At 33.4% G+C, this 19,368-nt stretch carries 15 protein-coding genes, 2 tRNA genes and 3 riboswitches; of the genes, 13 read left to right on the top strand and 4 right to left on the bottom strand.

Translation table 11 applies throughout. From position 1 onward, the window contains the following. On the bottom strand, positions 1-1,227 hold the full coding sequence (locus C7958_RS04425) for an NAD(P)/FAD-dependent oxidoreductase (protein WP_111571464.1): 1,227 nt from the start codon (positions 1,225-1,227) through the stop codon (positions 1-3). Between the two features lie 102 nt (positions 1,228-1,329). After that, positions 1,330-1,416 (bottom strand) — tRNA-Leu (locus tag C7958_RS04420). Positions 1,417-1,565: 149 nt separating this feature from the next. Beyond that, positions 1,566-1,640, top strand: a riboswitch (cyclic di-GMP riboswitch). Positions 1,641-1,731: 91 nt separating this feature from the next. Between C7958_RS04420 and C7958_RS04415 the strand changes: the two genes are divergently transcribed. Next, complete coding sequence (locus C7958_RS04415; protein WP_111571463.1) at positions 1,732-3,720, top strand: bifunctional diguanylate cyclase/phosphodiesterase; 1,989 nt, start codon at positions 1,732-1,734, stop codon at positions 3,718-3,720. Between the two features lie 41 nt (positions 3,721-3,761). After that, positions 3,762-5,732 (top strand): methyl-accepting chemotaxis protein, encoded by a 1,971-nt coding sequence (locus C7958_RS04410; protein ID WP_111571462.1) that lies wholly within the window; start codon positions 3,762-3,764, stop codon positions 5,730-5,732. Positions 5,733-5,854: 122 nt separating this feature from the next. Here C7958_RS04410 and C7958_RS04405 read toward each other — a convergent pair whose 3' ends face one another. Then, the gene (locus tag C7958_RS04405; RefSeq protein WP_111571461.1) at positions 5,855-7,120 is read right to left on the bottom strand and encodes a proton-conducting transporter transmembrane domain-containing protein; all 1,266 of its coding nucleotides are present in this window, start codon (positions 7,118-7,120) and stop codon (positions 5,855-5,857) included. Between the two features lie 180 nt (positions 7,121-7,300). Here C7958_RS04405 and C7958_RS04400 point away from each other — a divergent pair, with 180 nt between their 5' ends. From C7958_RS04400 to C7958_RS04390, 3 genes are all read left to right on the top strand, one after another. Continuing rightward, entirely contained in the window at positions 7,301-7,504 is a 204-nt protein-coding gene (locus tag C7958_RS04400; RefSeq protein WP_111571460.1) for a cold-shock protein, read from the top strand. A gap of 180 nt (positions 7,505-7,684) precedes the next feature. Beyond that, positions 7,685-8,521 (top strand): DegV family protein, encoded by an 837-nt coding sequence (locus tag C7958_RS04395; protein WP_111571459.1) that lies wholly within the window; start codon positions 7,685-7,687, stop codon positions 8,519-8,521. Between the two features lie 10 nt (positions 8,522-8,531). Further along, positions 8,532-8,607: transfer RNA gene (locus C7958_RS04390), tRNA-Thr, on the top strand. A 17-nt stretch (positions 8,608-8,624) separates the two neighbouring features. Here the strand turns inward: C7958_RS04390 and C7958_RS04385 are convergent. Further along, entirely contained in the window at positions 8,625-9,344 is a 720-nt protein-coding gene (locus C7958_RS04385; RefSeq protein ID WP_243834255.1) for a hypothetical protein, read from the bottom strand. A 204-nt stretch (positions 9,345-9,548) separates the two neighbouring features. Beyond that, a riboswitch (cyclic di-GMP riboswitch) is annotated at positions 9,549-9,633 on the top strand. A 50-nt stretch (positions 9,634-9,683) separates the two neighbouring features. Here C7958_RS04385 and C7958_RS04380 point away from each other — a divergent pair. The 8 genes from C7958_RS04380 to C7958_RS04345 all read left to right on the top strand — a co-directional run bounded on the left by C7958_RS04380 (position 9,684) and on the right by C7958_RS04345 (position 19,308). Further along, a complete protein-coding gene (locus tag C7958_RS04380; protein WP_111571458.1) occupies positions 9,684-11,477 on the top strand; it encodes a FapA family protein in 1,794 nt (597 codons plus the stop codon). Between the two features lie 12 nt (positions 11,478-11,489). Next, on the top strand, positions 11,490-12,047 hold the full coding sequence (locus tag C7958_RS04375) for an HD-GYP domain-containing protein (RefSeq protein WP_111571457.1): 558 nt from the start codon (positions 11,490-11,492) through the stop codon (positions 12,045-12,047). A gap of 93 nt (positions 12,048-12,140) precedes the next feature. Further along, complete coding sequence (gene modA / locus C7958_RS04370) at positions 12,141-12,941, top strand: molybdate ABC transporter substrate-binding protein (RefSeq protein WP_111571456.1); 801 nt, start codon at positions 12,141-12,143, stop codon at positions 12,939-12,941. Beyond that, positions 12,934-13,665, top strand: coding sequence for an ABC transporter permease subunit (locus C7958_RS04365; RefSeq protein ID WP_111571455.1), 732 nt, complete (start codon positions 12,934-12,936; stop codon positions 13,663-13,665). The genes modA and C7958_RS04365 overlap by 8 nt, the downstream gene beginning before the upstream one ends. Before the next feature lie 301 nt (positions 13,666-13,966). Next, positions 13,967-15,103: a pyridoxal-phosphate-dependent aminotransferase family protein gene (locus C7958_RS04360; RefSeq protein ID WP_111571454.1), complete on the top strand. Its 1,137-nt coding sequence runs from the start codon at positions 13,967-13,969 to the stop codon at positions 15,101-15,103. After that, positions 15,095-15,164, top strand: a riboswitch (Fluoride riboswitch). (Overlaps the previous gene by 9 nt.) Before the next feature lie 138 nt (positions 15,165-15,302). After that, complete coding sequence (locus tag C7958_RS04355) at positions 15,303-16,499, top strand: cation:proton antiporter domain-containing protein (protein WP_111571453.1); 1,197 nt, start codon at positions 15,303-15,305, stop codon at positions 16,497-16,499. 269 nt (positions 16,500-16,768) lie between these two features. Continuing rightward, complete coding sequence (locus C7958_RS04350) at positions 16,769-18,541, top strand: FAD-dependent oxidoreductase (protein ID WP_111571452.1); 1,773 nt, start codon at positions 16,769-16,771, stop codon at positions 18,539-18,541. Next, positions 18,541-19,308 carry a (Fe-S)-binding protein gene (locus tag C7958_RS04345; RefSeq protein ID WP_111571451.1) on the top strand — a complete coding sequence of 256 codons (768 nt, stop codon included), beginning with the start codon at positions 18,541-18,543 and terminating at the stop codon, positions 19,306-19,308. The genes C7958_RS04350 and C7958_RS04345 overlap by 1 nt, the downstream gene beginning before the upstream one ends. Positions 19,309-19,368: the final 60 nt, after the last annotated feature.

The raw sequence follows: 19,368 nt of genomic DNA, 5'->3' as shown, positions 1-19,368 counted from the left end.
TTATAATCTCTGGGCGAGTTCAGCACCGGCCAAAAAGGCTGTAGAAAAAGCAGCCTGCAGATTATAGCCGCCGGTATCACCATCAATATCTAGAACTTCGCCGGCCGCAAAAAAGTTACTAATAATTCTTGATTCCATAGTCTGGGGATTGATCTCGCTGAGGTCAATCCCTCCTTTTGTTACCATTGACTGATTAAAATCTGCCAGCTTTTTAATTTCAAACTCCAAGCTTAAAAAAATTTCAATAATTTCTTTTCTTTCTTGTTTAGTCAGATGAGCCGCATTCTGGCTGCCGTCAATATCCGCAATTTCAAGTATCTTTTCAATTAGTCTCTGGGCCAGCGGATATTTAATTAAAAGATTGAGTAAATTCAATTTCCCCTCTCTTTCAATTTTTTTCAGCAGATTATTTTCTAATTCTTCCCTGGAATATTTTAATAGCTTTATTTTTATAATATCTCCTTCTTCCATGTAGCGGGAATAATTGATGATTCCCGGTCCCGATAAGCCTTGATGGGTTAACAACAGATCATCATTCCAGCTTTTTACTAAATTTCCATTTCTCCAGAGTGAAATGTTTTTATTTCTCAGAGATATTCCGCTCAGCATTTTAAATTGATAATCTTTAATAATTACCGGAGCTAAAGCTGGTTGTGGTTCAATAATATTATGACCCAAACTACTGGCAATTTGAAAGCCATCACCTGTTGAACCTGTTTTAGGAAAAGATTTTCCACCGGCTGCAAGCAGAAAATATTTGCTTGTATAAATTTTATTGCTGCTTTTAATCTCAAATGATTTGTTCTTGTAATTAACATTTTCTATCGGAGTATTATATATAATTTTAATTTCTCTAGCTTTTGTTTCTTTTAATAATACATTTAAAATATCTGAGGCTTTATTGGACTCAGGAAAAATCTTTCCACCTCTAGCTTTTCTAAATTTAATTCCTCTATCTTTAAAAAATTGCAGTAACTGATGATTATCAAAAGTATAAAGAGGCCCCATTAGAAAATTATAATTTTCTCCATAATGGTCAAAAAAATCAGCGATATTACCAGCATGGGTTAGATTACACTGACCTGAGCCGCTGATTAAAAGTTTTTTGCCGGCGCTTGCGTTTTTTTCCATAATTATAATTTTTTTATTTTCATTATTTGCTGCAGCCTGGATTGCAGCAAAAAGTCCTGCTGGTCCGGCACCTGCAATGATCAAATCGGCATTCATTATCAGTTCCTCCATTTATATTAATTAGTTTTCTTTAATAAATTAAAAAAATCTCCCGGTAAGGAGATCTTAAAATAACTATGAATGTTGATATGTAAAAAATGGTGCCGAAGGTGGGATTCGAACCCACACATCCGTGAGGATAATGGATTTTGAATCCATCGCGTCTGCCAATTCCACCACTTCGGCATCAACATCATTTATTTTAACATATAAAATTATCAAAAGCAAGAGCCGCTGCTTTGAAATAACAAGAAATAAAAACAAATTTTGTTAATCAAAAAGCTTGAATTATAGTCTGAGCTTTAGTACAATATAATTACTAAAAGAAAATATATTTCAACTACGGGCAAAACTGCTGTAAAGCAGTGACGCAAAGCTATGGGTCTTACTGAGACTGCCAGGCTGCAGAAATTAACGCCCGACCGCTTATGGTCGGTTTTTTTTATTTAGATATACATTAATTTAGTCAGATAGATAAATATTTATTTTGGAGGGTCACAAATGGATGTAATATTTAAGCTGAAAAATAAACTGGAAGAAACTGACCCATCACGGATGAGTTTTAAAATTATGTTAAAATATTTTGTGTTGGGAGTTATCTGGATTTCAACCTTTGAATATATAATTAATCATTTTTTTTCTGAGAATAATTTCTTAGTTCTCTTTCACTTTATTAATGAATTTCTATTTGTGATTTTTTCTTCGGTTTTAATTTATATTTTTGTAAAAAGAGGATTAAAAAGTCACTATGTAATTAGTAAAAGTATCATTGACAAAATCGAAAAGATTAAAAGTGAAGAAGATAAAATTAAAAAGTTTAATTTGATTGAGGATATGATAGATGTTGGCATCTGGGAATATGATCTACAGCAAGAAGAATTATATTTATCCTACTGGGCTCAGAGCAAATTAAATATTCATCAAAAATATACCAGGCAGGGACCAATTGAATCAATCAAAGTATATATTCATCCTGAAGATAGAAAACAGGCTCAAGAAAAATGGGAGCTTTTTCTTACAGGTGAAAACAAAAAGTATAAAAATGTTTTTAGAGTAAAAAATAATGATCAGTATATCTATATCAAACATAGCGGCAGGTTTTTAAAAAATGATAAAGGTAAAGCAGTAAAAGTAATTGGAACTACTACAGAAATAACCAGAGAAAAAAAGTTGGAAAATAAGTTATATCAGTTAGCCTATTATGATGATTTTACCAGTTTGCCAAATGAAAAATATTTTTCTGAAAAGTTGGAGCAGCAAATTGAAGTTTCTCAAGAGTCTATGAAAGATCAGGGATTTTCCGTTTTTTACCTTGAAGTAACAGATATGGACAATATATCTAATGTAATTGGCTCACTGCACGGAAATCAGACTGCCCAAAAAATTGCAGATGTATTAAAAGATGATTCGGAACTGGATTTAATAAGTCATTATTACGGAGATAAATTTCTGCTATTGTTTAAAAATATAGCTAAAAAAGAAGAAATCAAAGCTAAGGCAGTGGAGATTCTAAATTCGATAAAAAGACTCTGGAAGGAAAATGAGATTGATTACTTTTTGAATTTTAAAATTGGCATTACAATTTATCCTAAAGATGGTGATGACGCTAAGACATTAATTACTAGGGCTCATCATGCAATGCATACAATTGAAGATACCAATAAACTTTATCAGATCTATGATCAGACAATTTATTTTGAAAAGCTAAATAATAGTCAGTTAAAAAATGATTTGAGAAAAGCTGTAGAAAATGGAGAACTAAATCTTGTTTATCAGCCTAAAATCAATTTGCAAAATGAAGAGATAGTAGCTCTGGAAGCTTTACTTCGCTGGGACCACCCAGAATTCGGTCCGATTTCACCCGGATATTTTATTCCGATTGCTGAACAAAGCAACTTAATAACTCAAATTACCCGCTGGGTTATTAAAAGGGTTATTAAAGAATTTTCAGAGAATGAAGTATTGAGAGAATCAGAAAAAATTATTTCAATTAATTTGTCTGCCTATGATTTAAAAGATGATTCTTTAATTACTTTTTTAGAAAATTTAATTCAAAAAAGAGAATTGTGCCCTGATCAAATTGATTTTGAAATTACAGAATCAATTTTTCTGGACGCAGCTGAGCGAGACTTAGAAAATTTAAATAAATTAAAAAAAGCTGGTTTTTATATTTCTCTTGATGATTTTGGTAAAGGATATTCCTCTCTTTCCTATTTAGCTAAACTACCGATTGATATGCTGAAGATTGATATGTCCTTTATTCGTAATTTAGATCAGAAAAAAACCAGAATCTTAACTGAAAAGATAATTGAACTTTCACATGAACTTAATTTTATGGTTATTGCAGAAGGAGTAGAAGAAAAAGAGGAACTAGAAATATTAAAAAAATTAAACTGTGATTTTGTGCAGGGTTATTATTATTATCGCCCGATGCCAATAAATGAATTAGAATCTATTATTTCTATTGATTGCAATATTCAGTCTGTATGATATAATTTTACTATAATATAGAAAAAAGGTAGGGATTTGAAATGCTTAATTCAATCAAGGGAAAAATGCTGCTGGCAATTATAATATTAATTTTAGTTATTGTTGGTGGTACAGCTTTTACTTTATATAATCAATCAACTAATATTTTAGAAGAAACAATAATGGCAGGTGCTAAAGAGAGTGCGAGACAGAATTCTAACACCATTAATGAGTGGTTAAGTGGGATAGAGATCTTTTTAAAAGATTTAGCGGATTCTAATGATGTTCAGACTATGATGTGGAGCAGTCAGGAAAGATATCTCCGGGAATCACATCATCCCGAACTGGAAAATATTATTGTTGCCAGACCGGATGGTAGAGCCAATGTGGTTGGTGGTGAAAACATTAATGTTTCCGATAGAAATTATTTTCAGCGGGCGCTGGAAACAAATGAAGTTACATATTCAAATGCCCGTCCCAGTCAATTAACTGAGGGTAACGTGATTTCGATTGCTGTTCCAATTATCGATCTGGGAGAGCAGGTTGGAGTTTTAATTGGTACGGTTTCTACAGAATATTTACAGCAGTTAATTACTGAAATGAACATCAACGGGGCCGGCTATGGATGGATAATTAATCAAAATAAAAATACAATTGCTTATCCGGAGAGAGAATACATAGCCAGTAGTGAACTGGCCGAGAGCAATCAGCATCTTATTTCAGTTACGGATAAAATGATTGCAGGAGAAAGCGGAGCGGTTCATTATAGATTTAATAATCAACAAAAAATAATGGCCTATCATCCTGCAGGTATTAATGGCTGGTCTGTTGCTATGACAGCTGATAGGTCAGAAGTTATGAGTGGACTTGTTAATTTAAGAAATATCAGCTTAATTATTGCTCTAGTCGCTTTAATAATTGGAATAATAGTTACTGTGCTTATTGCTTCCTACATAGCAAAACCCCTTAATTATGTTACCGCAACTGCCCAAAAACTGGCAGCAGGAGATTTCACAATAAATATTGACGATAAATATTTAAAGCGGAAAGATGAAATCGGGAAATTAAGCAAGTCGTTTTCAGAGATGATTAATAATCTAAAATCAATGATTCTGGATGTCAAAGCTGTTTCTGACCGAGTTGCAGCTTCAAGTGAGGAGCTTTCTGCAAATGGAAATCAGGTTGGAGAAAGTGCAGAGGAGGTAAGTAAAGCTATCCAGGAAGTTGCTTCTAACACTGAAGAGCAGTCGGCTCAGGTTGAAGAAACATCTGCAACTATGGAAGAACTAAGCAAGCAGATTACAATGATCAATACATCTTCTGATGCGATGGATAGACAGTCAGTTAATGTGATGGAAAATATAGAAAAAGGTAATCAATCGATTGATAAATCTGCAGCTGAAGTCAATAAAGTTAAAGCTAATTCAAAACAGGTAGAAAAAGCAGTTCATTCTCTGGCTGACTCTTCACAGAGAATTGGAGAAATTGTCAGTCTTATTAAAGATATATCTTCGCAGACAAATTTGCTTGCTTTAAATGCGGCAATTGAAGCTGCAAGAGCAGGAGAGGCCGGACGTGGTTTTTCAGTTGTAGCAGACGAAATAAGACAGCTGGCAGAAGAATCAAATCAGGCGACAGATGAAATTACAGAATTAATTGCAGATATTCAGCAGGATGTACAGGCTTCTGTAGAAAATATGGAAGAAACAGGAGAAGTAGTTGATTCCAGTGTTAGTTCGATTGAGGAAAGTGGAACAGCATTTGAAGAAATTGAACATACAGCAGGAGTTTTAAGTCGAATAATTACCAATATAAATAATAAAGCGGAAGAAATGGCAGCAAATAGTGAGGATGTAGAGAGAGCAATTAGAGAAATTGCATCTGCAAGTGAAACTGCAGCTGCCAATGCTGAAGAAGTAGCAGCTTCCAGTCAGGAACAGAATGCAGCCACAGATGAGATTATTACTGCTTCTCAGGAGCTGGCAAAGATGGCAGAAGAACTATCAGCTTCAATTTCTAAATTTAAACTGTAAATGATTAATCAAAACTTTAAAAAATATTTATATTTTTTAAAGTTAGTAAAGGAGCCTGCTGCAGGCTCCTTTTTTTAGACATAATTTAAATTTCAAACAATTAGCCTGATCAAAACTTTTGGTTAATGTTCGATTCTGGACATAATTGGAAAACGAATTAAATAAGCCACTATTAAATAAACTGCTGTAGTTATTAATCCTGATAAATAATTAAAATTAAATTGATGTCCTAAATAGATGTTTGCAGTTACTGCCAGTATAATTAAAGATAGAGCTGGAAGCAAAATTGAAATATTTTCTAGAAAAGTGGGTTGATAATTGCTTTTTAACTTAACTTTAAAATTAAAATTGGAATCTTTAAGATCTTTAAAAAATATTATCCATAATATTTTTAAAGCGTAAGCCACAGTTAAAATACTTCCTAAATGCAATAAAAATTCAAACATTGGGATTGAACTCAGAGAATATTTAATTAAGTTTTTACTATTGTAACCTATAAAAAAAGGAAAGGCCATCAGTGAGAGAAAAGAAAAAATAGTACTTATCGTATTAACTTTCTGCCGGATTTCACAGCGTTTAAAATCAAAAATAGAGGTAGAGTTAAATTCTTTAATCCAGTTTCCTGCCCCATTAAATAAGGTGGATTTTGCAAAAGCGTGAGCAATAATATGTAGTACTGCACCATAATAACCGTAAATATTTCCACTGCCAATTGCCAGAGTTATAAAACCAAATTGACTGATTGAACTATAAGCCAGGATTAGTTTATAATTTTTTTCTTCCAGAGCTTTGATTCCTCCATAGAAGATCATAATCAATCCAAGATAGAGCAGCAGTCTATTTCCATCACTAATAACTCTTAAAAGAGTAATATAGCCCAATTTTGCCACCAGTCCAGAAGAAAGGGCACAAAACCCTGGAGACGCTTCTCTATAGATATAAGGGACCCAGCTGTGCAGACCAATAACTGCACTTTTAACTCCGAGTGCTATTATAAACATCAACTGCAGCCAGAATTCCTCAACTGCTCCGATAAATTGATAACCATTTGTATAGGCAGTTAAAGTCGTTAGTATCAAAAAACTGCCCCCAATAAATTGAATCACAAAATATTCCCAGGCAATATTTTTGTCATCCCAGGCCAGCATTAATGAGGTAGTTAATGTTGCAAGCTCCCAGCCAATCATAAAAATAAACCAATTTTTTGTACTGATTACAAGAAAAAAACTAGTAATAAAAAATATTAAATTGATCAAATAGAAAAATCTAAATTCAACAATTTTTCTCCAGCTGGAAAGCAAAGTGAAAAATGTTATTAAGATGCCAGTGCTCAAAAATAAGATATTTATGTTAGTAAAAATAAAATTAGTAGAAATAAATTCTTCCATTTAACTACCTCCTTATCAAAAGTAAGTATATCATATTTATAAAAACAAGAAAAATTATCCCATCTAATTTTTATATCAGAAAAATTTGACAAATAAGAAATCAAATGATATATTTAAATCACTGAGTATTCTAAACTAGCTACACATACTCAGCTTAAATTTTAGGAGGAAGATATTAATATGGTTTACACAGGAAAAGTTAAATGGTTTGATGAGAAAAAAGGTTATGGCTTTATTGAAAGAGAAGACGGCGACGACGTATTTGTACATTTCTCTGCTCTTCAGCAAGAAGGTTTCAAAACTTTAGAAGAAGGTCAGGAAGTTGAATTCGAAATTGTTGAAGGCGACCGCGGACCTCAGGCAGAGAATGTTGACCTTATATAATTAAAACATAATTATGTAAACTTGCCCCGGCTGTTAATTTAGCCGGGGCTTTTCTATATTTAAATTAAAAAATAAAATTGAATTAACCTGTTGATTTTTGCTTACAATAAAGATAAAATTATATAATAGAATAAAGTTTAGATTCTTAAAATATTATATAGCGGAGGTAATTACAATACTATGGACTTCAAAATAATAGTTGACAGCTGCTGTGATTTAACAGAAGAATTAAGAAAAAGATTTAATATTTCCACAGCACCACTGTCTATAGATGTTGGAGATGTGCATTTTATAGATGATGAAGATCTTGACCGGGAAGGATTGTTAAACGCAATGCGTAATAGCAGTGATGCACCAAAAACTGCAAGTCCAGGTCCAGGACCTTTTTTAGATTTATATCGTAAATCTGAAGATATTTTTGTGGTAACCCTTTCTAAAGAATTGAGTGCAACTTATCAGAATGCTATCCTGGCAAAGGATATGCTGATGGAAGAGGCTGAAGACAAATTGGTTAAAGTTTTTAATTCTTTCAGTGCCTCTGCCGGTGAGACAATGATTGCTTATAAGTTGGGTGAACTAATCGAAGCTGGTTTTAAGAGAGAAGAAATTATAGAAAAAACTGAAAAATATGTTGAAGAAATGCAGACTTTATTTGTGCTCGACTCTCTAGATAATCTAATTAAAGCAGGAAGAATGGGAAGATTAAAAGGTAAAATTGCTTCTTTTTTTAATATAAAGCCCGTTTTAGGTGCTACTGATGAAGGAACTATAACTCTTGTTGATAAAGCAAGAGGAAGTAAAAGAGCAGTTAGAAAATTGATAGATAAAATTGGAGAAAAAGGAGAAAATCTAGAAGAGAAAGTACTTGGTATTGCTCACTGTAATGCTCTAGACAAAGCAGAATTTATTAAAAAACAGGCTTCAGAAAAATATAATTTTAGAGAAATAATTATTGTAGAAACTGCGGGAATTAGTACAGTCTATGCCAATGAAGGTGGGATAGTACTGGCTTTTTAGGACTAAGAAAGCCGGTGTAGCTCAATTGGTAGAGCAGTGGTATCGTAAACCACAGGCTGCAGGTTCAACTCCTGTCACCGGCTCCAATGATCTGATATATTATCTAAGCTTTCCATGCTTCTACAAACTTTGTTAGCCCCTGCAGAAAAAATCCTCCTGCAACCCAATAATAAACTAATTCTGGGTTAGAAATAATTAAAATTCCAACAATTACATAAATTAAACCTGAAAATACTAAAGTTATTTTACCTGTTTTATCGGCTTCCTCTGCCAATTTATCCACCCCCGAAATTAAAGCACTTGAGTTATAATGTTTTAAGATTTTATTTTTGGGATTAAATTCTCCCAGATGTGATCTCAAATCTTTCCAAAAATCCGGAAAAAATATTATATTCAAAAATATTCCTCCGAGCAGTAAACTTAAGAGATAAGTTGTACTGTGCCAGTAATCCCCCCAGCTTAACAATAAACCAATCTCATCCATAAACAATCCAAGTCCGATTCCATAAATCAAAGCATTGTCTCTGTGGTCTACAAATTCTGTTTTAGTAATGGAAAACCAACCTGCCAGAGCAATTAGCAATATTCCAATATATAAATGATGAATATGATATCCAAAAAGAATTATATTTGAACCGATATAAAATTGCAAATTGCCAGTCTTGGCAGCAGTTGAAGCTGCACTACCTGCGGAACCAGCAATCATTACAGCCAACCTAATAAATAAAAAAGTTAATAGGTAAGAGCTGCTGATAATAAAAGGTATAGATCCATCTTTTTCATTATTTTTTTTCTTATTGTCCTTTTGAACAGTGATTAACATCACCTCCAACAATTTTATTTGATTTAAGTATAGTAAAGTCTTTATATTATTGCAAGATTCTAGCTAATAAATAATATGATTTTTTTGTGAAATTATTAAATGAATACTAATTTATTTTGACTGAGTAATTACCATAAAAATAACTTAGATCTTCTTTTAAAATAAAGGATAATGATTGATAATCAAGAATATTAATAGTAGAGTATAAAAGAAAAGCAAAATTGTTGAAAAACAGTGACGCAAAGTAAGGGGTCTAAGGCTTGAGAGCTATGATAGCCCGACTGCCACCTTTAACCGTAGGGATGGTTCTTTGTAAAAACAGGGAAAGAAGGTGTAGATATGACTAATAGTGATGGTAAAGTAGAAATTAAACAGGGAAAAATTTTAGTTTCTGATCCAGAAGGGAATGGTAGGTATGCCAGACTGAAAGCTGGAGAAGGAATTGAAATTTATCTAAATGGTGAAAAATTAAAAAAAGAAAGCGTAGTTTTTGCTGATAGCAAAATTGAAATAAAAAAAGAAAATCAAGAGGCTAAAAAAGAGCTTGGTTTAGAATTAAAAAATAATGCTATGGAAGCTTATTTAAATATTGAGCTTCAGCCCTCCTACCAGCTCAAAATTAAAGATCACCCTGCTTCTAATTTATTAGAAGTTGAAGCCGAAAAAGTAAATGAAGAATATCCCGTAATAGAAAAGTCAGAGATATCTATTCTGCTGCTGCAGAATAGGGTCAGGTATGGAGTTAAAGACGAACTTGTAGAAAAAATAGCAAAAAATAATACGAGTGGGAATTTTTTAATTGCTGAAGGAAAAGAAGTAATTAAAGGTGAGGATGCAAGAATCAAGTCAGTGGAAAAAGAAGAAAGATCTTTGACCCATGATTTTAACTGTATTACTTCGTTTTCTGTAGGCGAGGTGGTTGTCGAAAAAATTCCAGCAGTTCCGGGAGAATATGGAATAAATGTACAAAAAGAAAAAGTTAAAGCTCCCCCTGTTAAAGATTATCGTTTGACAGCAGGTTATGGAATTAAATTGATTAAAAATAATATGAAGGCAGTTGCTATGAAAGCCGGCAGACCTAAAATTGAAAAGAAAAAGGATGAATTTGTTGTTTCAATTGTTCCTCAATATGTAATTAATGGAGATGTTGATAAAACAACAGGGAATATCAAATATGAAGGAGATTTAATTGTTCAGGGTGGAATTTATGATTATTTTGATGTCAAGATTGGAAATAATCTGCAGATAAAAAAGAGTATTGCTGGCTGTAAGGCATCAGTCGATGGTGATGTACTGGTTAAAGAAAATATTGTGCACAGTGAAATCACAGCTGGTCTATTTTTGCCACCAGAGCTAATAGAGCAGATTGAAAAATTGTATAAGGCGCTGAATAGTCTTTTGCATGCTGTTGATCAAATTATGGGTGCTGCAAAAGAGAGAATGGGTTTTTTAGTCAAAAATTTGCAGCTTGGAAGAATTTTGAGGTTACTTTTAACTGATAAGTTTAAAGAATTACCGCCTCTGGTTGCAAGATTGGCTGATCAGATGGAAGAATTTAATTTTGAATGGAAAGCTGCAGCTACTTTAAAAGAATTACATTCAGAATTTAAAGGCTATAATAAAATACTTAGACTTAAGAATACTGATCTTTTTGAAAAATTGAAAGAAGAACTAGGGGATGTTATTGACGCACAGGAAAATTTAAAAGAATCACATGTTTATGCAAAATATATTCAGAATTCGGAAATTACTGCTTCTGGAAATGTAATTATAATGAAAAAGGGCTGCTATAATTCTACGATTCATTCGGGTCAGAGTATTATTAATATCTCTGGTAAAGGTTTTATCAAAGGTGGGAAATATTTTGCCCGGGACTATATTTACTTAAAAGAGGTGGGAAGCTCCTTAAGTGTTACTGAATTTCAAGTTGGCAAGGGGATTTATATCAAAAATACAGCAGGAAATATCAAAATCAGTTCTGCTGGAGATTTTCTTTTTATAGATAAGCCAAGATCAAATATTTATTTAGAGGTAGATCAACAGGGCCAGCTCAAACAAAAGGTGGGTTCTCCTGATTTTAAAAAATTAAAAGAAATTTCTACTTATCAACAAATTCCAATTGTAAAATCTTAAGGAGGATTAGTTATGGATAATGAAATGAATTTAATCTTGCTTTTGTTTGAGGGCCATGATCTACATAATCAAAAACATGCCCAAAAAACTGCTATTTTTGCAGAAATGATTGGCGAAGAATTAAAGATGTCAGAAGCTGAAATTGAGCTTCTAAAAAAGGGAGCTTTATTACATGATGTGGGCAAATTTTTACTGCCTCATGATATTTTAAATAAACCAGGAAAATTAGATAAAGTTGAGAAAGAAGTAGTTAGTGAGCATCCCGAAATTGGAGCTAATCTTTTAGAAGAAGCTGGTTATGATCAGAGAATTATTGAAATTGCAAAATATCATCATGAGTGGTGGGATGGGAGTGGTTATCCTGAGGGGTTAAAAGGAGATCAGATTCCCCAGATGGCTCAGATTATTTCTATTATCTCTGCTTTTGATGTAATGACCTCTTCTAATATTTATTCTTCTATTAAATCAATTGAATCAGCTCTGATAGAATTAGCTGATTACAGCGGTCTTCAATTTTCACCCAGGCTAGTAGAGGTTTTTAGTAAAATAGTGAGGAGAGAAGTTGTTTAGATATATTTAATTGTGTCTATAGCTAAATTGTTATAAGGCCGTTATCTGAGCTTGCATATAACGAAATTGATTTTAAAGAGGTTGATAAAAAAGATGAGAAACGCAAAGAGAAAGCAGATTTTAAGTTGTATTATTTTGATCTTAATTGTTTTTACAGTCCAGACATCTGCAGCTGCTGCCGTTAGGGTAATGGCGGCAGCCAGTTTACAGGAACCTTTAAATGAAATAAAAGAAAGATTTGAAGCGGAAAATATCAACTCAAAACTTGAAATCAATTATGCAGGCAGTCAGGCACTTTTTAGCCAGATTAAACTGGGGATTGAATTTGATTTGTTTCTATCGGCCAATCTTTATTATTTAGATCAATTAAAAAAGGAAAATCTGGTTGCTAAAGATGAAATATTTGCTAAAAACGAATTAATTATAATCATAAATTCCAGGAATAAAAAGGTTGCTAATCTGGAACAATTACTTAATAGCGATTATTCTTTGCTTATTGGAGCAGAATCAGTTCCAGTTGGAGATTATACTGTAAAAATGTTAGATCAATATTTAAAATCGGTTTCAAATAAAGAAAAGAGACAAAAATTAAAAAATCAATTTGATTCTGCAGTTGTTTCCCGGGAGTTTGATGTAAAAAGTGTGTTAAATAAAGTTGAATTAGGTGCTGCTGAGGCAGGAATTGTGTATTTAAGTGATTACAATCAGGATAAAAATATACATAAAGTTGAAATCCCCGCAGAATATAATATAGAGGCCAGTTATTATCTGGGGCTGAGTCAGCAATCGGAGGCCGAATCAGAAGCAGTAAAATTTTATAATTATATTTTAAGCCCGGAAGCCCAGAAAATATTTGGTGAGTATAATTTCAAGCAGGTGAAAAGAAATGAGTGAAAATGTTTTCTTAGAAACAGAAAAGAAAAACAAAAGTTATCAAAAAGCAGCCTTATTTTCGCCAGCATATTTTAATAATTTTCAGAGCTTTTCTTTTTCAGCTCAAATATTAATTATTCTGACAGCAGCTATGAATATAATTTTTATTGGCTTTGTAATATCATCACTGTTTATTGAAAGTTCAGTTACAGATATCATTAATGTTTTCAGTAGTGTCAATATCTTATCCGCATTTAAAATCACATTTTTATCATTAAGTATCTCAGCTTCATTAACAGTTTTGCTGGGCACTCCCTTTAGTTATCTAATCAGCCGCAGAAATCAATATATTAATAAAATATTGAATATATTAATCAGTCTGCCGCTTTTGCTGCCTCTATTTACTCTAACTTTAAAAAATTCATTTTCTTCAATTGATGAAAATATAATAGAAGCAGCAGTGGTTGAAGGTGCAGCTGAAAACGATCTTTTATTTAAGGTTTATCTACCATTAAGTCTAAGAGGCTTTACTACAGCTTTGATAATTTCAGTTTTAAGAGCAGCCGGGGAATTTGGAGCTACTATAATTTTTGCAGGCAATATGAGCGGCAAAACTCAAACATTAACTACAGCAATTTATAGTTTGACTCAGACAAATTTATCACAGGCTGTTGCCCTGGCTGTAATTATGATTAGTGCATTTTTGCTTCCTCTGTTTCTGGTCGAGTTTAAGGTCAAAGTTTAGGTTTGTTTCAGAGTTATAAAATTATAATAAAGAGACTATAAATTATTTAACTGCAGATAGAAAAAATAATTAATTTAATGTCGGATATAAATTTTGCCAGTTAGAAATAGAACTGAGTGTTTTTTTATAAAAACCTAAAAAAATAAATAATTGTTCAAAAAAAGAGGCTGTACTGTTTATTCAACGATAATCACTTCAAATCAAAAATGACAGTCCAGTTTCTTAGACAAAATAGCTTGACAATCTCCTATAAAAAGTTATAAAATCTATATTAGACCGTAAAAATATGGGAGTGATTTTTGTGAGTGATTTGTTAATAATGACACCCGGTCCAACTGAGGTTAGCGAAGAAGTTAGACGGGCAATGAGTCGCAAAATTACCAACCCTGATCTTGATCCTGAATTTTTTGATTTTTATCTGGATGTTAGTTCAAAATTGCAGCAGGTAATGAGAACAAAAAATGATGTGATTATTATGAGTGGGGAGGGTATTTTAGGACTGGAATCTGCCTGTGCTTCATTAATCGAACCAGGAGATAGGGTTTTAGTTTTAGATAATGGAATCTTCGGGAGAGGATTCGCAGATTTTGCTGATCTTTATGGAGCAGATGTTGTAAGATGGGAATTCCCATATGATAAAGAGATTGATATAGATAAATTAAAATCGAAGCTGGCAGCAGAAAATGATTTTAAATTTGCTACCTTTGTTCACTGTGAAACTCCAACTGGAGTAATAAATAATGCTGAAGAGATTACTAATTTATTAAATAAATATAATATTTTATCAGTTGTAGACTCTGTTTCTGCAATTGGAGGTGTCCCAATAGAGGTAGATAAATGGGGAATTGACATAATTCTTGGCGGTTCTCAAAAATGTCTATCAGTTCCTCCGGGATTAACTTTTATGAGTGTTAGTAATGCAGCCTGGGAGACAGTTAATAATAGAGAGACTGCTGTCAGGGGCTATTATACCAATTTGCAGCTCTGGCAGAACTGGTATGAAGAAAAGTATTTTCCCTATACTCAGGCAGTAAGTGATATTTATGCTTTGGATGCAGCTTTAGATAAGTGGCTGGCGGATAAGGAAGTTTTTGAGCGCCACAGCAAAATTGCTGCGGCTGTCAGAGAAGCAATTAAACAATCCAATCTTAATTTATATTCCGAAAATGGACATTCTGATACAGTTACTGCAATTGTAATACCGGAGGGTATTAGCTATCAGGAACTAAATCAACTGATGACAGAAAGCCATAATGTAATGATTGCGGCTTCCCTGGGAGAGTTTGAAGATAAATTAATCAGAATTGGGCATATGGGAGAAAATTGTTATGAAGAAAAGTTATATCGAACTTTAAAAGCATTTGATCACAGCCTGAGAGAACTTGGTTTTGATCCAAATGTAGAATTACATAAGATATTTGTAAATGAAATGAATTAAGGGGATGGAGCTCCCCATATAACCACTGGCGGGAATGTCAGTTGATGGCTCCTATCTATTTAGGGATTACCCTATCTAGATGGGAGCTTTTTTTATTATCAATATATTGTTGGTACCATATTGTTGGTACCAGGTACAAAACGACCGTTTTGTACCTGGTACAGAAGAATAAATTCACAATCAAAGGAGAGATGATTGTATGGCTTTAAGTTTAGCTTTAATTATTTTATTTGCATTATTATTTGGGAGGTTTTTTGATCAATTAAAGCTGCCTGCTTTACTGGGAATGCTTTTAATTGGAATTTTATTAGGTCCATATGGTTTTGATTTAATCAGTCAGGATATCTTAAATATTTCATCAGACTTGAGAATGATTGCTTTGATTGTGATTTTAATTAGGGCCGGTCTGGGGATTGAAAAAGAGACTTTAAAAAAAGTGGGAATTCCGGCAGTTAAATTAAGTTTTATTCCCGGTTTAATGGAAGGCTCGGCTGTGATTTTGGCTGCTATTTACTTACTTAATTTTGGATTTGTAGAGGCTGGGATTTTAGCCTTTATTATTGCTGCGGTTTCTCCGGCGGTAGTAGTACCACAAATGCTGGCGTTAATTGACCAGCAGAAAGGAGCCAAAAAAGGAGTTCCAACTCTAATTTTAACTGGTGCCTCAGTTGATGATGTGGTGGCGATTACAATTTTTTCTGCTTTTTTAAGCATTTATGGAGGTCAGCAGATTAATGTTTTGAGACAAATTTTAAATGTACCAATTGCTATTTTACTGGGTATTATTTTTGGAACAGGGGTTGCTTTATTTTCAATCTATATTTTCAAAAAATATCATATTCGCGATACCAAAAAAGCACTGCTGCTGTTAAGTTTTGGAATTATAATGAATTCTTTAGAGCATTTTTTAGAAGGAATTGTTCCTGTTGCTACTCTATTGGGAATAATGGTGATTGGTTTTGTAATTCAGGATCGTTATTCAGCTTTAGGTAAACGATTATCTTCTAAATTTAATAAAATTTGGGTTTTTGCAGAATTAATGTTATTTGTATTAATCGGAGCTGAAGTGAATATTCAGCTTGCTTTTGAATCAGGTTTAATTGGATTAATAATTATTGCAATTGGTTTGTCTGCCAGATCAATAGGAGTTATAATTTCTCTGGCTGGAACTCACCTTAATTTAAAAGAAAAATGCTTTTGTGTCCTGGCATATACACCTAAAGCTACTGTACAGGCAGCAATTGGTGCAATTCCTCTCGCTGCAGGTGTTGCTTCAGGAGAACTGATTCTGGCCCTGGCAGTTTTATCTATTGTGGTCACAGCTCCTCTGGGAGCTATAGCTATAAAGACGGCCGGTGAGCACTGGTTAAGTGATGATTCAGCCAGCTCAGGATAATATTCTAATTTGATAGAATTATTACCAATTATATTCTAATGAACTAAGAATTTACTGAAAAAATATGGCTTAAAACAACAAAGATTTAAATGATAGTATTGTTAGGACTATAAAAAATTCTGATTTTTGGGATATTGAACAAAAAAGCAGATATAATTTATAGATGGTGAACAAAGACAAAAAAATCATATCAAGTTATAATAAGAGTAAGATATTTTTTTAGATTCAATTGTGAAAGAAATAGCATTCATTAATAAGGAGGATATTAAGTGCAACTAAGTGAAAATTTGGTCAGAGAAATTAATGAGATTATTAACGACTGTTTAGCAGATGAATCACCTTACTGTCAGTCCAGATGTCCCCTGAATATAGATGTCCAGGGTTATGTTACCTTAATAGGAGAGGGTAAATATCGGCAAGCTCTGGAGTTAATCAGGAAAACTATTCCTTTTCCTGGTATTTTAGGAAGAGTCTGCGCTCATCCTTGTGAAGAAGAATGCAAACGGGGAGAAATTGAAGCAGCACTTTCAATTAAAAATCTAAAACGTTTTGCTGCAGATATGGCAGATGATCCTGAAAAGTGGGATCTTTCTAGAGCACCAGAAACCGGTAAAAAAATTGCAATTATTGGAGCTGGTCCGGCAGGAGCAACAGCAGCCTATGATTTGCAGAAAAAGGGTCATCAGGTGGAAATATTTGAATCTCTACCAGTAGTTGGCGGAATGTTGAGAGTAGGTATTCCAGCTTATAGATTACCGGAAACTGTAATCGATCGGGAATACAGTATTTTAGAAAAGTTAGGAGTCAATATTCATCTAAATAAAGAAGTAGGCAAAGATATTGATTTTGAGGCTTTAAAAAATGATTATGATGCAGTATTTGTAGCAGTAGGAGCCCATGATGCAGTTATGATACCAGTTGAAGGTTCAGATCTTGAGGGAGTATTAGAAGGAGCAGATTTTCTAAGAAAAGCTGGTTTGAACCAAGAAGTTAAAATTGGTAAAAAAGTGGTAGTTATTGGTGGTGGAAATGTGGCAATGGATGTTGCCAGAACTGCCTGGAGAGTTGGCGCAGAAGAGATACATGTTGCCTGCCTTGAATGTAGAAATGAAATGCCAGCCCATTCCTGGGAAGTTGAAGATGCCGAAGAAGAAGGAATAATAATGCATCCCGGCTGGGGTCCTCAAAAAATTGGAGGAAATAAGAAAGTTGAATCGATGACTTTTAAAGAATGTACTCAGGTATTTGATGAAGCTGGTAATTTTAATCCTGATTATTGTGAAGATAATCTTAAAACTATAGAAGCGGATAATGTTATTTTTGCAATTGGTCAGAGAGCTGACACATCTTTTATGAATGAACAACTAAATATTAAAGAAGTAGATCAGCTTACTCTGCAGTCAGAAGTCGAGAATGTGTTTGGTGGTGGAGACTGTATAGGAAAACCACTGCTTGCAGTAGAAGCAATGTCACACGGTAAAAAAGCTGCAGAATCTATTGATCGCTACTTAAATAGTAAAGAACTTACAGAAAATCGTGAAGAAGAAGGAGCTTATGAAAGTAAACTTCAAAAAGAATTAACTAGAGAAGAGCCGGTTCGCAGACGAATAGATATGCGGATGCTTAATCTTGAAGAAAGAAAAAATAATTTTAAAGAAGTAGAATTAGGATTCAATACTGCAGAAGCTATGGGAGAAGCACTGCGCTGTCTGGAATGTGAATGTAAGGAATGTATTAAAGAATGTATTATGTTAGATGAATATAGTGATTCCCCGAAAGAATTATTTGAAAGAGTTAAAAAAGATGAAGTAGATCCTCTAGTCTATTTTTCCTGTAATATGTGCAGTCAATGTACAATTGCCTGCCCCAATGATTTTGAAATAAAAGATAAATTTATGCAGTTGAGAAAGATACTTGTTAAAGAAAATAATGGAGAATCACCTATTAAAGGTCACAATGCAATTAAATGGCATCAGAGATTAGGTTTTTCAAAATTATTTACAACAACCAGGGCTGCGGTTGATGAGGAGGATACTAAATAATGGCAAAAACAAAAAGAGTATTTATTCCAGGTTGTAGTTTATCTTCATATAGACCTGAGTTAGTGGAAGAAGTAATTAAGTATTTAAAAAATAAATTACCAGGTACTGGTGCAATTCTAAAATGCTGTGGTAAGCCGACAAAGGCTTTAGGACAGTATGATAAGTTTAAGGAGCGCTATGCTGGTCTGCAGTCAGAAATAGATAAACTGGGGGCAGATGAGATAATTGTGGCCTGTCAGTCATGTTATTTAACAATGTCAGCTAATAGTCCAGAACAAAAGGTCACTTCTCTCTGGGAATTAATGCCTGAAATTGGTATGCCTGAAGGTACCGCTGCTAAAGCTGAAAAAAGTGATTTAACTATCGGAGTTCATGATTCCTGTTCTACCAGAGATAGAGAGGATATTCATAATGGAATAAGATGGATTTTAGATCAGCTTGGTTATAATACCGAAGAACCACCACACACCAAGGAAAATACAAGATGCTGTGGTTTTGGTGGGATGGTGGTACCTGCTAATCCGGACTTAGCTCAAAAAGTAATGGATAGAAGAACAGGTGAGTTTGAAACCGAACATTTAGTAACTTACTGTGCTGCCTGTAGAGAATCTATGACAAAGGGTGGTAAAAAGGCAGTTCATATTTTAGATTTGATTTTTGGTCCTGTCTGGACCTCAGAGTCTGAGTTTCCGGGACTCGGAACACCAATAGAGAGCTGGGTAAATAGATATAAAACTAAGAAAAAAATGCAAAAAGTTTTATCTTAAAGAAGATAGTGATTTGCAAAACTGGCTGAGATAAAAAGATAATATTGTTATAAATTTAAA

This window comes from Halanaerobium saccharolyticum (genome assembly GCF_003259895.1).
Lineage (GTDB): Bacteria > Bacillota > Halanaerobiia > Halanaerobiales > Halanaerobiaceae > Halanaerobium > Halanaerobium saccharolyticum_A.
The sequence above is the reverse complement of the archived record's forward strand: the minus strand, read 5'-3'. Positions and strand labels throughout refer to the sequence as shown.